This window comes from Streptomyces sp. NPDC085946, from assembly GCF_044540485.1.
Classification (GTDB): domain Bacteria; phylum Actinomycetota; class Actinomycetes; order Streptomycetales; family Streptomycetaceae; genus Streptomyces.
This window is the reverse complement of record NZ_JBITSF010000032.1, coordinates 49,462-63,878: the sequence shown is the minus strand read 5'-3', so window position 1 is coordinate 63,878 and position 14,417 is coordinate 49,462. Positions and strand designations below refer to the sequence as shown.

The 14,417-nt window shown below is 70.7% G+C and carries 15 protein-coding genes and 1 pseudogene; 5 read left to right on the top strand and 11 right to left on the bottom strand.

The window, feature by feature from the left end; genetic code table 11:
• Window positions 1–222: 222 nt before the first annotated feature.
• From ACIF8T_RS36485 to ACIF8T_RS36475, 3 genes and pseudogenes are all read left to right on the top strand, one after another.
• Window positions 223–327: pseudogene (locus ACIF8T_RS36485) on the top strand (IS5/IS1182 family transposase); the annotation flags it as partial.
• Between the two features lie 406 nt (window positions 328–733).
• Window positions 734–1,210: a thermonuclease family protein gene (locus ACIF8T_RS36480; RefSeq protein ID WP_400041276.1), complete on the top strand. Its 477-nt coding sequence runs from the start codon at window positions 734–736 to the stop codon at window positions 1,208–1,210.
• Between the two features lie 196 nt (window positions 1,211–1,406).
• Complete coding sequence (locus ACIF8T_RS36475; RefSeq protein ID WP_351367698.1) at window positions 1,407–1,616, top strand: DUF6207 family protein; 210 nt, start codon at window positions 1,407–1,409, stop codon at window positions 1,614–1,616.
• Between the two features lie 99 nt (window positions 1,617–1,715).
• Here the strand turns inward: ACIF8T_RS36475 and ACIF8T_RS36470 are convergent, their stop codons facing one another.
• The 10 genes from ACIF8T_RS36470 to ACIF8T_RS36425 all read right to left on the bottom strand — a co-directional run bounded on the left by ACIF8T_RS36470 (window position 1,716) and on the right by ACIF8T_RS36425 (window position 11,146).
• A complete protein-coding gene (locus ACIF8T_RS36470; protein ID WP_400041275.1) occupies window positions 1,716–2,147 on the bottom strand; it encodes a hypothetical protein in 432 nt (143 codons plus the stop codon).
• A complete protein-coding gene (locus tag ACIF8T_RS36465) occupies window positions 2,132–2,605 on the bottom strand; it encodes a relaxase domain-containing protein (RefSeq protein ID WP_400041274.1) in 474 nt (157 codons plus the stop codon). The genes ACIF8T_RS36470 and ACIF8T_RS36465 overlap by 16 nt, the downstream gene beginning before the upstream one ends.
• Window positions 2,606–2,688: 83 nt before the next feature.
• Entirely contained in the window at window positions 2,689–3,144 is a 456-nt protein-coding gene (locus ACIF8T_RS36460) for a hypothetical protein (RefSeq protein ID WP_400041273.1), read from the bottom strand.
• A gap of 122 nt (window positions 3,145–3,266) precedes the next feature.
• The gene (locus tag ACIF8T_RS36455; RefSeq protein ID WP_400041272.1) at window positions 3,267–4,289 is read right to left on the bottom strand and encodes an alpha/beta hydrolase; all 1,023 of its coding nucleotides are present in this window, start codon (window positions 4,287–4,289) and stop codon (window positions 3,267–3,269) included.
• Window positions 4,290–5,083: 794 nt separating this feature from the next.
• Window positions 5,084–6,520 carry an MFS transporter gene (locus ACIF8T_RS36450; RefSeq protein WP_400041271.1) on the bottom strand — a complete coding sequence of 479 codons (1,437 nt, stop codon included), beginning with the start codon at window positions 6,518–6,520 and terminating at the stop codon, window positions 5,084–5,086.
• 101 nt (window positions 6,521–6,621) lie between these two features.
• Window positions 6,622–7,170, bottom strand: coding sequence for a TetR/AcrR family transcriptional regulator (locus ACIF8T_RS36445; RefSeq protein ID WP_400041269.1), 549 nt, complete (start codon window positions 7,168–7,170; stop codon window positions 6,622–6,624).
• A gap of 70 nt (window positions 7,171–7,240) precedes the next feature.
• Window positions 7,241–8,272 (bottom strand): TIGR03571 family LLM class oxidoreductase, encoded by a 1,032-nt coding sequence (locus ACIF8T_RS36440; RefSeq protein ID WP_400041267.1) that lies wholly within the window; start codon window positions 8,270–8,272, stop codon window positions 7,241–7,243.
• A 198-nt stretch (window positions 8,273–8,470) separates the two neighbouring features.
• Window positions 8,471–9,298 (bottom strand): aldo/keto reductase, encoded by an 828-nt coding sequence (locus ACIF8T_RS36435; RefSeq protein ID WP_400041265.1) that lies wholly within the window; start codon window positions 9,296–9,298, stop codon window positions 8,471–8,473.
• A 148-nt stretch (window positions 9,299–9,446) separates the two neighbouring features.
• A complete protein-coding gene (locus ACIF8T_RS36430; RefSeq protein ID WP_400041263.1) occupies window positions 9,447–9,866 on the bottom strand; it encodes a heme-binding protein in 420 nt (139 codons plus the stop codon).
• A 59-nt stretch (window positions 9,867–9,925) separates the two neighbouring features.
• Window positions 9,926–11,146, bottom strand: coding sequence for an MFS transporter (locus tag ACIF8T_RS36425; RefSeq protein ID WP_400041261.1), 1,221 nt, complete (start codon window positions 11,144–11,146; stop codon window positions 9,926–9,928).
• A 156-nt stretch (window positions 11,147–11,302) separates the two neighbouring features.
• Between ACIF8T_RS36425 and ACIF8T_RS36420 the strand changes: the two genes are divergently transcribed.
• Both ACIF8T_RS36420 and ACIF8T_RS36415 read left to right on the top strand, forming a co-directional pair.
• Window positions 11,303–11,773, top strand: coding sequence for a MarR family winged helix-turn-helix transcriptional regulator (locus tag ACIF8T_RS36420; protein WP_400041259.1), 471 nt, complete (start codon window positions 11,303–11,305; stop codon window positions 11,771–11,773).
• A gap of 164 nt (window positions 11,774–11,937) precedes the next feature.
• Complete coding sequence (locus ACIF8T_RS36415) at window positions 11,938–13,527, top strand: aminotransferase class I/II-fold pyridoxal phosphate-dependent enzyme (RefSeq protein WP_400041257.1); 1,590 nt, start codon at window positions 11,938–11,940, stop codon at window positions 13,525–13,527.
• A gap of 367 nt (window positions 13,528–13,894) precedes the next feature.
• On the opposite strand, the gene ACIF8T_RS36410 is transcribed toward ACIF8T_RS36415, so the two are convergent.
• A complete protein-coding gene (locus ACIF8T_RS36410) occupies window positions 13,895–14,218 on the bottom strand; it encodes a putative quinol monooxygenase (protein ID WP_400041255.1) in 324 nt (107 codons plus the stop codon).
• Window positions 14,219–14,417 lie beyond the last annotated feature (199 nt).

Genomic DNA, 14,417 nt, shown 5'->3' with positions numbered 1-14,417 from the left:
CACCACCCGCTGGAACAACTCCCACAACCCCTCCGGGACCAGCCGCTCCACAATCGTCATACCTCAAGATTACGAGCCCAAATGAGACGACCTCTTAAGGGCTGATCAACTGGCTGCACGTGCCGCTGCCCTGTACCCGAACGGCAGGATCGGCGAGAAGCTGCTCTGAACTTTGACCCGGCCGGATCTCCTCGCGCCAGCGGCAGTCTCATCGTCCTCCAGGTCGCCCGCGTGAAGTCTTGGCGGATCTTCCGCAGGTCCCGATGCAGTCCCAACCGCATGACGTCAATCGCCAAGGCCGTCCTCACCCTGGAGCTGCAACGCTGAAGAAGCTCAGTGCTGTACTTGGAAACAGCACTTCTCACCTCTGGAGGGCGCCATGTGCCCTTCTCCGCCACCTGACGCGAATGACCGGCGCAACCTGCCCTGGCGTCCGGTTTCCCAGGGCCTGCGTGGTCCCAGACGCCCCAAGCATCCCTGGATCACCGCAATCCTCGTCCTTTTCGGCCTTCTTGTCCTCATGGGCGGCTTCGGGGCGCTGCTTGCCGGGAGCCAGGAGGACACGTCCAGCAAGACTGCACCGACCGAGGCCTCCGCAACTCAGCCGTCCGAGAACCCTGATCCCGGCTCGCTCGCAGGTACGACGAAGCCGCCTGCCGAGCCCTCCGACAAGCCCGCGGCCGCGCCGTCCACGAAACCCAAGCCACCCTCGACCGCTCCGACGAGCGGGGTGGTGCTCCGCGTTGTCGACGGTGACACCCTCGAAGTGCGCGGCGACGGCGGACTCCTGCCGAAAGGCACCGTGGGGGTCCGGCTTTTGGAGATCGATACCCCGGAGCGAGGTGCATGTTTCTCCGATGAGGCCACCGCCCGCACCACCACGCTCCTACCCCCGGGCAGCCGCATCCGCGTCGAACGGGACGTCGAACTGACCGACCGCTATGACCGGTATCTGCTGTACGTGTGGAACGAGCAGGGAACCTTCGTCAACCAGTCCCTCGTTCGCAGCGGCCACGCCGAGGCGGTCCTCTATCCGCCCAACGACAAGTACTGGACCAGGATCTCCGACGCCGAGGACGCCGCCCAGCAGGCCGGAGCCGGCCTGTGGACCGCCTGCCCCGAGCAGCCGGAGGCCTCCTCCTCTCCCCCGCACTCGCCTGTCTCCGCCCCCGGAGACCCCGGCGCGCCCAGACCTCCCGGACGGACCTGACGCCGGTGCGCCCGATGTGGACTGCGCGGACCTGTCAGGCCCCGTCTGGGTCGGCCCCGACGACCCGCACCGCCTTGACCGGGACGGTGACGGTATCGGCTGTGAGGCCAACTGATCCGCGCCCGGCGGCGTACCCGGTCGGGTGAAGACCCCTGCTCGGCAGAACCTGCCGGGGCGCCCAGGCGTCGTGCCAGGCATGAAGCAGATCAACGAGTCACATGTGGCAGTGCCGGGCTTGGCGGTCGTGGAGGTCGCGGCCGCCGATGACGACACCGCCTTCGCCGTCCAGGAGCTGCTCGGCGCGCGATGCGCCATCGCGCCGGCGGACCATACGACCCGGGCCCCGGGCGAGCCCGGTGTACGGCTGCGTTGCTTCCTGGACCTGCGTCAAGAGCCTGACGCGTAGCGCTGCGGGAGGCAGCCGTTCCGCGCTGCCCAGCCGAGCTCGTCCAGCAGCCGGCGCACCAGGGCTCGCCAAACCAGACGACCCGGGCGACGATTGGGTTCACGCGCTCCTGCGCGGTTTGCGCCCTGATGTCTTCTTGGCTGCGGTCTTCTTGACCGGCTGCTTCTTCGTCGTCTTCTTCGGCATGTCGTGGACGTCGGCGTCCTCCCCCCGGTCCGCCCTCGCCTTCTGCACGGACTGGGTCAGGGCGGCCATGAGGTCGACGATCTGGCCCGGCTCCCCCTCCGGCTCCGGCAGGGCCGGCGGCTCACGGTGCTCCCGCTTGGCCTCGATGATCTGCTCCAGGGCCTCAGTGTAGGTGTCCTGGAACTCTGCGCCTTCAAGGTCCTCGCGGGTCATGCTGTCCATCAGCGCCAGAGCACCCTCGATCTCCTCGTCGGACAGCTCCACCGGCGGCGGCAGCAGCTCGCCCGGGTCGCGGATCTCATCGGGCCAGCGCATGGCGTGCAGCACGATCACGTCGTCACGCACCCGCAGCAGCCCCGCGGCATCAACGTCTTCATCGCCGCGTATCGGTACATCAACGGCGCGGGCGGGTGGCTGCGCATCGCCGGGGCCCAGCCTTCAGTCACCTGCCAGCGGCCGGACGTCACCTGGCGCGGCTCCCACGCCCAACCGAGCCGGGCGGACAGATCGTGCAGGAAGTACAGGGTGTAGAGGGTGTAGAGGGTGTCGGCCGCGACGATGTTCGATATCAGGGAGTCCGTCGACAGGTTGCCCCATTTCCCGTCGTGCGGCCGCCGGGCGCGAACCGACACGACCGAGTGCGAGTGAAGCAGCGGCCTCGATTCCGTGGGCCCTGGCTCGTAATGCCGAACACCGCGACCACTAGCCTGTCCTTGACCCGGGCCCCCTGCTTGCCGCCATCCTTGCTGCGCGATCGATTCCTCCAACCACGCCAGGGGCTTGTCGCGGGCGAGTCGTCGCACAGTTCCAGCACCCGGCGGTGCTCGTCGTCCTCAGCGCCCGCCGATTGTGTGCCGTCGGCGGGGGCCGGAAGACCAGGTCAAGCTCAGCAGGGCTGTCCGAACCAGTGTTGCTTGCTGACGCTATCCACGTCGTTATAGTTCCGCATGGAAACCGTACCGGTGTTCCACCCGGTCAGGTAGCGGTTGTAGACGTGGTTCTTCCACAGCGTGCAACCGTCCCAGGTGCCCCATACCTGGCCGCCATCTGCACTGCTGCACGGCGAGAGATAGACACCGTCCCCATTGGTGTCCAGGCACATTCCCGTGGACGTGTTCTTGTACATCCCTCGGTTGGTGCCGGCCTCCACCCAGGACCATGAGGTGCTGGCGTCCCCGCAGTTGGACTGGGCGACGGTGTGACTCGACCAGCCGGCCAGGCACTTGCCGGTGGCGCCGTTCCGGGGAGTGAACGACGAGGCCGCGTCGGCGGGGGAGGCAGCGACCGTGAGTGCGGTCACCGCTCCCACACCAGCCAGGACGGCAGTCATCTTCTTGCGCATGTCGAACTCTTTCTCATCGGTGCGTACGCACAGGCCAAACAGCAGCGCACGCGTTTCTTGCTACGTAAGGTGTGCGAACGGGTAACTTGGTCCGGCGCACTCCGTGGAAGCCGGGGCGTGGATCAGGTGGCCAGGAGGCCACACAGCCACTGTCGGCGTGCTCGCTTGGCCCGTCGCGCCAGGGCTGTCCGGGGGGCGAACTCGTCAAAGCCGTGGAAGCCGCCCGGCCACACGTGCAGCTCGCACTGGACGCCGGACTGCCACAGCCGGCTGGCGTAGCCGACGGTTTCGTCGCGGAAGGTTTCCGCCGAGCCGACGTCGAGGTAGGCCGGGGATAGACGCGTCAGGTCCTCGGCGCGGGCCGGGGCGGCGTACGGGGAGACCTCGGGGCCGCCGGCGGCGCCGTCCAGATAGGCGTTCCAGCCGGTGGCATTGGAGGCGCGGTCCCACAGACCGCGGTTCTCCATCTGGCGACTGGAGGGGGTGTCGTTGCGGTCGTCGAGCATGGGGGAGAGCAAGATCTGGCCCATCGTCGCGGGGCCGCCCCGGTCGCGGGCCAGCAGGGTTAGGCCCGCGGCGAGTCCTCCACCGGCGCTGGCGCCGACCAGGACGATTCGGTCCGGGTCCGCCCCCAGTTCCGCGGCGTGTTCGGCGGTCCACAGTAGACCCGCGTAGCAGTCCTCCAGCGGTGCGGGGTAGGGGTGTTCGGGGGCGAGCCGGTATTCCACCGACACCGTCACCGTCCGCAGGGTCCGCGTCCACTCGAGGACGTCGGAGACGAGATGACGTCGGCTGCCCGCGATCATGCCGCCGCCGTGGACGTAGTACAGGACCGGGAGGCGTTCCGCCGGTGTCGCGTCGGCGGGCCGGCCGATCAACAGGGTGACGTCCAGATTCCCGTCCCGCCCGACGACCGTGCGCTCCGCCCAGGCCAGTTCTCCGCCGGCCCTCAGGGTGTCGTCGTCGAGCGCACCGGCCCCGATGGCGGTGCGCGTCGCCGGGATGCTCTCAGGGGTCAGTGCGGGCCGCTCCCCCATCTCCCGTATTACTGGAACCAGTTCGGGGTCGTAGGGCAGTGGTGGCGATGCGGCGGGGGCAGTCGTGCCGGGGCGGGTGGTGTGGGCCGGGGTCAAGTGCTTGGTCATGTGCGGTCTTTCCGAGGTGTTCGTGGGCGTGTGCCGGGGCGCCTCCCCGGCGCCCAGCACACCCCGCTGCGGGCTGTTCAGGGAAGTGCTTCTTCGGTATGCCCCCATGCCGCGACGGCATGGCGGCGCGGCCGGCCTCACGTCAGCCGTCCACGGGCAGGGCCGTGACCGGGCTGGTCCGGGCCGCGCGGCGGGCCGGCAGGGCACCGGCGAGGCCGGTGGGGGCGGCTAGGACGAGGACGACAGCGGCGAGTTGGAGCAGGGGAATTCCTTCGGTAACTGCTTCTGAGGTACGGCCGGACCGGTGTGGAAGGGATGCCCGGACAGCCTCGCCGGGCGGAAGGGACCGGCTCATCGGTCGCGGGACAGATCTTCCGCGTCACCCGCCGCCCGGGCATGCGACTTTCGGCCGGTCTGACGGCGCCGTCCACCGACGAGCGCCGGGCCCGCCACCGTGCCGGGCGGCGCCCGGATACCCGACACGTCGCTGCCGCACACGAGCGCGAAGGCCGCCGGGAGCGACCGGGATCCTGGTGGCCCGTGGGTGAAGAAGGCCCACGCCGGCACGCCGGTGCCTTCAGTCGGCTCATCGTTGCCCCCGACCCGGCACACGCTGTACGTCGACGCCGTCGTCCTGCTGCCCGTGCTCCGCTCCCCCACCCGTTAGCCGGACGCACCGGGTGCAGCGGGGAAGCGGCGAGCGCGACGTCGGTGTACTGCCTCGAAGGCAGCGGCGCCGCCGCGAGCACCCGGGCCGCGCCGTCCCCGCTCGGGGGGCGCGGCCCGGGTGCTTGTCATGCGGACAGAGCCGGGGTCGGGACCTCGGTGTCCGCGTCGCGGTCGGTGGCCGGCCGGGCGGCGTTCCGGCGGCGCAGTGTTAGCGCGATGGCCACCCCGAGCAGGGTGAGGGCCGCCGCGGTGAACCCGGCGGTGCGCAGGCCGGGCACGAGGCTGGGTCCGGTGGTGGCGTGGGTGCCGTGGGAGGCCACGGCGATCAGGATGGCCAGGCCGACGGCGCTGCCGATCTGCTGGGTGGTGGAGGCCATGGCGGAGGCGATGCCCTGGTGGGCGGCGTCGACGCCGGTGCCGGCCGCGGCGAACATGGCGGTCCAGGCCAGGCCCTGGCCGAGGCTCAGCAGGGTCACGCCGGGCAGCAGCGACAGGTAGCCACCGGTGGGTGACAGCGCCAGGGCGAGGACGGTCATGCCGGCGGCGCCGAGCAGCAGCCCGGTGAGCAGGGTGGTGCGCGTCCCGACCCGGTCGAGGAGCTTCTCGCTGGCCTTGGTGCCCACCATGCCGGTCAGCGCGGACGGCAGGAAGGCGAGGCCGGTGGCCATGGCGCTGTAGTGGTGCACGTTCTGGAGGTAGAGGGTGAAGAAGTAGTACTGCGCGCCGAAGGTCCCCATGAAGATGAAGGTGACGCCCATCGCTGCCACGAGGTTGCGGTTGTGCAGGAGCCGCAGCGGCATGAGGGGGTGCGCGGTGCGTGCCTCCACGGCGAGGAAGACACCGATCAGGGCGAGTCCTCCGAGGAGGGCGGTCAGGACCTGGACGGAGGTCCAGCCCGCTTCGGGGCCCTGCACGACACCGAAGACCAGGGCGGTGAAGCCGACCGTGGCCGAGAGCGCGCCGGTCATGTCGAAGCTGCGGCCGCGTTCGCGGGGGGCGTCCGGGGTGATGGCCTTCCACGCGACCGCGGCGGCGCCGAGCGCCAGGGGCACGTTGACGTAGAAGACGGCTTCCCAGCCGAGGTAGTTGGTGAGCAGGCCGCCGAGGAGGGAGCCCAGGGCGAGTCCGACCGCGCCGGCGCCGCCCCACACGGCCAGTGCCCGGTTGCGCTCGGCGCCCTCGTCGAAGCTGGTGTTGATCAGGGACAGGGTGGCGGGCAGTAGCAGGGCACCGCCGAGGCCTTGGACGGCACGGGCCGCGACGAGCACGCCGGGTCCGGTGGCGAGGCCGCCCGTGAGGGAGGCCAGCCCGTACAGGACCAGTGCCGTGGTGAACATGCGGCGCCGGCCCAGCAGGTCGGCCATCCGGCCGCCCAGCAGCAGGAACCCGCCGAAGGCGACGGCGTAGGCGCTGACGACCCACTGGAGGCTGTGGGCGTCGAAGCCGACGGCCCGGCCGATCTCGGGCAGCGCCACGTAGACGATGTTGTAGTCGATCGCGCTGATGAACTGGGCGAAGGCCAGGAGAGCGAGCAACAGCCCGGTTCCCCGACGCTTGGGCATGGCAGGTCCTCTCGGAATGAGCGGTCAATAGAAATAAGCGGTTAACCGCTTACTTATTGGGTCAAAGAGAAGGCCACCGAAGTGGCCCGTGTGGGCAGGGATCAGCCGCGCAGGGTGCGCGCCCAGGGGGCGTCCACCGTGTCGGCGCCGACGGCCAGCACCACATTGCCGAGCAGGGCGTCGGCGAAGTAGCGGCGCAACTGCCCGTCGGAGGCCCCGGAGACGGCCCGGATGTACTCGACCTGCTTGGCGTAGCAGGCGCGCACGGCCTCGCCGATGACGGGCTCGCCGGCCGCGCAGTTGCCGTGCATCAGGATCATCAGCACGTCACGGTCGGCGATGACGTCCTCGTACGAGGAGCTGAGGGCGGCGAGGACGGCTTCCGGGTCGGTGGTGGCGACCTTGGCCACCGCGGCGGCGGCGGCCTCGCGCAGCACCTGCGAGCAGTGGTCTATCAGGGCGGTGAACAGGCTCTCCTTGTCCGGGAAGAGCCGGTAGAGATAGCCCTGCGAGATACCGGCGGCCTTGGCGATATCCATGGTCGAGGTGCCGTAATAGCCCCGCACGGCGAACGTCTTGATCGCCGTGCTCATCACGGTGGCCCGCCGCTCCTCGGCTATGGAGCGCTGTCGTGTCCTCGCGGTGCTCATGAAAGTAATTAACCACTTTCATAATCGGACGTCAACCTGGCCCTGCGCCCGGGGCTGTAGTCCGCCGGGGTCAGCGCGTGGCGGCGGCGTCCGCACCGGTCGCCGCGCGCGGAGCGGGGAAGTGGGGCAGCACCGTTTCGGCGAGTTCGTGGAGGACCTCGTCGACGGGGCGGTCGCCGGGGCGCAGGTTGAAGGAGACATGACTGACGCCGAGGCGGCCCATCTCCCGCAGGTGGTCGATCAGAGCCTCGCGCCCGGTGCGCAGGCCGAGCCGGATCGCGGTCGCGGCGGCGGCCGGGTCCTCGGTGAGGTCCAGCTGCATGGGCGTGAGGTACGGCTTGGGGGCATCGCCGGTGAGTTGCCGCCACTCGCGGGTCTTCAAGCGCAACGCTCCCAGCGGACGCGGGTAGTTGAGTGAGGCGTCGGCGTTCTGCGAGATCCACTGCGCGGTCTGCTGGGCGTGCCCCGCGATGGCGATGGGGATGGACCGGCCCGTCGGCTTGGGCAGCACCTCCAGACGGCGATCGGCGCCGAGTCCGACGTCGGGCAGGCTGAGCCCCTGCCCGCTCGGACGGGTGGCCCAGGCCGCGCGCAGGATGCCGATGTTCCTGCGGAACGTGGCGCCGCGACCCTCGAAGTCCGCGCCGAACAAGGGATACTCCACCGGCCGGTCGCCGCTGGCCAGCCCGAGCACGAACCGGCCGCCGGAGAGGACGTCGACGGTGGCTGCCGCCTTCGCGACCAACAGCGGCTGCCGCAGCGGCAGCACGATGGCGGCGGTCCCGAGCACGGCCCGCTCGGTGACCGCTGCCAGATGCCCCAGGTGGGTAAATGTCTCGAAGACGGAGCCGGCGTCACCGAACTGCTCGGGATCGTACAAGGGAACGTCGCGGATCCACAGGCCCGCGAAGCCCGAGGCGTCCGCCAGGCGCGCCAGTTCGGCGTGCCGGGTCAGGTCGGGGACGCCGAAGGGGCGCCCGGCGGCCCGGTCGGCCCGCAGGCGCGTAGCCCCCCAGTCGTTGTCGAGGGGAAGCTCAAGGCCCAGCGTCGGCAGGCCCGCGGGATTCACGAGCCGCTCAAGGGCGGTGGGAGTGGAAGACATCAGGCAGGCACCTTTCGACGGCGGCACAACGCGCGGCCCGGTGACGCGAGGGGCGGGTGGGGGAACTCGTGCGGACCACGGAGTCCGTCAGGGAAGCGGGGGCGGCCCGTACGGGCGGATCCGCCCCCGCAGGCGATCCGGTACGGCCCACCCGGGCGGAAGGGTGCGGGTCCTTCCCGCGCGGGTGGGCGGGCGGGGCTAGTTGAGGGTGTCCGGGTCCGGACCGGTGCGCAGACCGCGGTCGAGGGCGGCGATCGAGGTCATCTCCTCGTCCGTCAGGGCGAAGTCGAAGACGTCGAGGTTCTCGCGGATGCGGGCGGGCGTCACCGACTTGGGGATAACGATGTTGCCGAGCTGCAGGTGCCAGCGGATGACGACCTGGGCGGGGGACTTGCCGTGCCGCGCGGCAATGGCGGTGATCGCGTCATCGCTCAGGACGGCGCCCTGCGCCAGCGGGCTCCACGCCTCGGTGGCGATGCCGAGGTCGGCGTGCAGGGCGCGCAGCTCGCTCTGCTGCAGGCCGGGGTGCAGTTCGATCTGGTTGACCGCCGGCACCAGGCCGGTGCCGTCCAGCAGCCGCTTCAGGTGCGCCGGCTGGAAGTTGGACACGCCGGCGGCCCTGATGCGTCCGTCGGCGGCCAGCTTCTCGAGGGCCTTCCACGACTCCCGGTACAGGTCACGGGCCGGGGTCGGCCAGTGGATCAGGTAGAGGTCGACGTAGTCCAGTCCCAGCTTGTCCAGGCTGGCGTCGAATGCCCTGAGCGTGGTGTCGTACCCCTGGTCGGCGTTCCACAGCTTGGTGGTGATGAACAGGTCGTCGCGGGCGATGCCGGAGGCGGCGAGGGCCTTGCCGACTCCGGCCTCGTTGCCGTAGATCGCGGCGGTGTCGATGGAGCGGTAGCCGGCCTCCAGAGCGGCCGAGACGGCTGCGGTCGTCTCGGCGTCGGGGACCTGGAAGACACCGAAGCCGAGCTGGGGAATCTCGACGCCGTTGTTGAGCGTGACAGTGGGGACGAAGGCGTTCATGCGTACACGTTCCTTGCGTAGTGACGGGTGGTGCCGACAGGGCTCTTCGCGGTGCGGGGCCAGAGTGTGCCCTGGACTGCCGCGGTGCGTACCCCCGGCGTTCTCGGTCGGTGGCCGGGCACTGTCCGGCGGGCCGGCGGCGATGTGCTCAGGCGAGGGTGCCGAGTGCCGTGGCGGCGAAGCCGTGGTCCTGCTCGGGGGTGCCGCCGCCGGCCCCGATGGCACCGATGAGGCGGCCGTCGCGGTGGACGGGCAGGCCGCCGGCGATGAACAGCAGCGGCCGGTCGAGGGCGGTGGGCAGGGTGTGGAACGGGCCGTCGGGCTTGACCAGGTCGACGAGGTCGGCGGTCGGGGCGTTCAGTTGGAGCGCGGTGTACGCCTTGCGGGTGCTGGTCTCACCGGAGATCAGCACGGCACGGTCGTCACGGCGGAAGGCGAGGAGGTGACCGCCGGCGTCGAGGACGGTGACGCTGACGTCGACTCCGGCGGCCTCCGCGGCACGACGGGCGGCGTTGATCAGGACCTCGGCGTCCTGGATGGTCAGAGGAGCGGTGACGGGGCTGCTCATGGGTGTGGTGCTCTTTTCGTACGTGGTGTCGGGGCCGGTCCGGCCGGGTGCGCCGGGAGTCAGTGGCCGATCGGGGCGCCGGTGCGCTGCGCCCTCGGGTGCGGGGAGCCGGCCACGACGTTGCCGGGCGCCCGGCGCGTGCGGCGGTCCAGGAACGCGGCGAGGAAGGACAGCAGCAGGGCGGTGCCGGACAGCAGGGTGCCGACCCAGTTCGGTGCGGTGTATCCGAGTCCGGCCGCGATCACCACACCGCCGAGCCAGGCGGCCAGCGCGTTGCCGAGGTTGAAGGCGCCGATGTTGGCGGCCGAGGCCAGGGTCGGGGCGGCCGAGGCCTGGTCGAGGACCCACTTCTGCAGCGGCGGCACCGTGGCGAAGCCGAGTGCGCCGATCAGGGTGAGGGTGATCGCCGCCAGTGCCTTGTTGTGGGCGGTCGCGGTGAACAGCAGCAGAGCGGCGGTCAACGCTGCCAGAGCGGTGAACAGCATGGGCATCAGGGCGCGGTCGGCGAACCTGCCGCCCAGCAGGTTGCCGAGGAACATGCCGACGCCGAACAGGACCAGCAACCAGGTGACCGCGGCCTCGGTGTACCCGGCGACCTCGGTCATCATCGGCGTGATGTAGGTGATGGCCGCGAACACACCGCCGTAGCCGAGCACGGTCATCGCCATGGCGAGCCAGACCTGGACGTTCTTGAAGGCGGCGAATTCCCTGCGGACGTTCGCGGTCTCGGCCCTGCCCTGCTCGGGGACGAGCTTGGCGACGCCGAGCAGGCCGACGACGCCGAGCGCGGCGACGAGGGTGAAGGTGATCCGCCAGCCTGCCGCCTGGCCGACGTAGGTGCCGCCAGGGACGCCGACGATGTTGGCGACGGTCAGGCCCATGAACATCAGCGAGATGGCGGACGCCTTCTTCTTGGGGGCCACCAGGTCGGCGGCGACCACGGACCCGATACCGAAGAACGCGCCGTGGGCGAGCGAGGCGATGACCCGGCCGATGAGCATGACACCGAAGCCGGGGGCGAAGGCCGAGAGGGCGTTGCCCACGATGAACAGGCCCATGAGGAACATGAGCATCTTCTTGCGGGACACCTTGGTGCCGAGCACGGTGAGCAGTGGGGCACCGACGACGACGCCGAGCGCGTAGCCGGACACCAGCCAGCCGGCGGTGGGGATGCTGACACCGAAGTCGTCCGCGACCTGGGGCAGCACACCCATGATCACGAATTCGGTGGTGCCGATCCCGAAAGCCCCGATGGCCAGGGCCAGGAGCGCGAGAGGCATGAGAGAGCCCTTCCAAAAAGACTGCGTTAGGCGATTACACTCGATGACAATAATTGCAGACGCGGGCTACATGCAAACGCGCACTACCCGTGATCGATTTTGCCATCGCGTGCAAGTATTAAGTGCGGGACTGGCCCGCCGACGAAGGAGGCCCCTGTGACCGCCACCACCCCAGCGTTCTCCGCCCTGGCTCATGGCTGGTGTGCCCTCTCCTTGCTGCACGGCAGGATCGAGGCACACCTCGAACGCGTCCTGGGGACCGATCACGGCCTGAGCCCCCGCGAGTACTCCCTGCTTGACGTGCTCAGCCGGCAGCATGATGGCGATGGTGGGCACCTGCAGATGAAGCAGGTCGCCCACGCCGTCGTCCTCAGCCAGAGCGCCACCACCCGCCTGGTCACCCGACTCGAGGACCGAGGGCTGCTGTCCCGCTACCTGTGCCCCACCGACCGCCGCGGGATCTACACCGACGTCACCGAGGCAGGCAGGGAACTGCTGGAAGCGGCCCGCCCCGCTCACGACGCCGCTCTGCGGGCGGCACTCGCGCAGGCGGCTCAGGACCCCCGGCTCGAACCGCTGGTCCGGGTGTTGCAGCCGTCGTCCGCCCCGGTCGCCGCCACCGTCTGACAACGGCGCGGGACGCCACCGCGCAGATCGCCCGGGCCCTGGCCACGGCGCTGCGCGAGTCGGCGCCGGTGTACCTCAGCGTCCCGGTCGATGTGGCCGCCGCGCGGGTGGACGGCTCGGCGCTCGCCGACCCGCTCCCCGTTCACTCCCTACCGTCGCCGGCCGTGACGGCGGCGTTCGCCGAGCGGGTCCGGTGGATGCTCGCCCGGGCCGACTCGGTGGGGCTTCTCGCCGGGCACCTCGCCGTCCGGGCGGGCCTGGCGGGCGACATCGCCGATCTCGCCGAGACGACCGGAATCCCGGTGGCCGCGCTGGTGTCCGTCAAGGACATCGTCGACGAAAGCCACCCGCTGTCGGCCAGCGTCTACTGGGGCGCGCACGGCGACAAGTCCGCGCGCATCGCCGTGGAGGACAGCGACCTGCTGGTGCTCGTGGGCGCGATGCTGGCCGACACCACCACCGGCCGGTTCAGCCACCGCATCTATCAGACTCGTACCATCAGCCTCGGCCTGCGGTACGCGGATATCGCCGGGGAGCAGTTCGATGGCATACCGCTGCGGCAGGCGCTGGCCGTCGTACGGGACATGGCCGCCGCCGAGGCCGAGCGGAGGTCCGCGCCGCTGGGCCGGCGCCCCGAACCGCGCTCTGGCAGGGCTCCCGCGCGGGCTTGGGACGCAAGGTCGCCGATCACCCAGGAACTGCTGTGGCACCTGCTGCCGCAGTGGCTGGAGCCGCACCACACTCTGACCGCGGAGACCGGGACGGCCTACTGGGGCGCCGTCGAGAGCCGGCTCCCCGACGACACCGTGTTCATCGGGCAGCCCCTGTGGTGCTCCATCGGCTACACGCTCCCGGCCGCCCTCGGGGCCGCGCTCGCCGACCGCTCCCGTCGCCCGGTGCTGGTCATCGGTGACGGCGCCTTGCAGATGACCGTGCAGGAGCTGGCCACCATCGCCGCCCAGGGACTGGACGCGGTGGTCGTCGTCCTCGACAACGCCGGCTACACGATCGAACACGGCGTACCCGTTCCGCTGCGGTCCGACGGCCGCGTCGACCTTGGGGCCATGGCCCGGGCGGTGACCGCGCGCACCCGTGCGGTACTGCTGGTGAGCCCCACCAACCCCACCGGCACGGTGCTCCACCGGGAGGAACTCGACTGTTTCCTCACCGATGTCCCGAGCGACGTCCTCGTCGTCCTGGACGAGGCCTACCGGGAGTTCGTCCGGGACCCCGGGGCCGCCGACGGACTGGACGCGCAGCGCGCGCACCCCAACGTCTGCGTGCTGCGCACCTTCTCCAAGGCGTACGGGCTGTCCGGTCTGTGCGTCGGCTACGCCGTGGCACACGAGCAGGTCGCCCGGGCGGTCGGCCGCGCGGCCGTACCGGGCCTGCTCAGCGCGGTGGCCCAGGCTGCGGCGCTCGCCTCACTGGCCGCCGCCGACGAACTGCGGGCCCGCATCGACACCATCGTCTCGGAACGCGAGCGCCTGCGCCAAGAGCTGGCGAGGCAAGGCTGGTCACCGTCCCCGTCCGAGGCGAACTTCGTCTGGTTCGCGCTGGGCGAGGACACACCGCGCTTCGCCACGGCATGCGAGGAGGCGGGCCTGGCCGTCCGCGCCTTCCCCGGCGAGGGGGTCCGCGTGACGGTCGGCGAGCGCGAGGCCAGTGACCTGCTCCTCGCGGTGGCCCGCGGCCTCGTCGACGAGAGGACGGGCATGACCGGTCAGCCGCCCTCCATGCCGGGGACGCGGTAGCGCCGGCCCTCCCATGATCGCCATCAGCGTGAGCCTCTTCGGGCAGCCCCGGTCGGACCGCTTCTCGGCCCTCATGACGCACCTAGCCACACGGCCGTCCGGCACCGTCGGGGACGTGACGATCAGGTCGGGGCAGTCCGGCTCGCCGGTTGCCCGTCCGCCGGGCCCTCTGCCGCACGCGACCGGCGTTCGCGGCGGGGTCCGGGCGGCAGGACGGGCAGCCGACGGGCACCCCGGCCAGGGAACGGCGATCGGCCTGGCTGACCGCACCGGCCCCCGTACGCGATACGTGAAGCGCCTGGTGAGCCACCGGTACATGCCTCGTTGGCCCGCCGGGTTACCTTCTGTGCCCGGGGCGCGGCAGGGGTCAGCGCAGGGCAGCCTTGTCGGCCGTACCGTAGCCGAGCGGGGTGAGTATCCGGATCTCCGGGGCGCCGGTGAGCAGTTCGCCGGCCCGGCCGAATGCCTCGGCGAGCCAGGGCGCCGCGTTGTGGCCGTCGAGGTCCTGCTGCGAGGCCCACTTCTCGATGACGACCAGGGTCAGCGGATCGCCCGCGAACTCGTGGACTGCGTAGGTCAGGCAGCCGGGCTCCTGGTGGGTGCGTTCCACCACCGAGGCGATGACCTTCCGGGCCTCGTCCGCCCGGTCGGCCCGCAGACGCAGCGTGCCGATCACGCTCACAGGTTCCACTTGTTGTTCTCCTTGCTGTGCACGCCGGTCCTTCCGGCACGCGGCCAGCAAACCACCCGACCCGCTGTTGCGGAAGGCCCGATCAGGCATGGCCCCATGTCGTACAGGCATGGGGAACATCGTGCTCCGGCAGGCAACTCGATCGGCGGGGTCACCTGGTTCACCTGGTTCACCTGGTGTGGAAAATTCCAGAACTGCA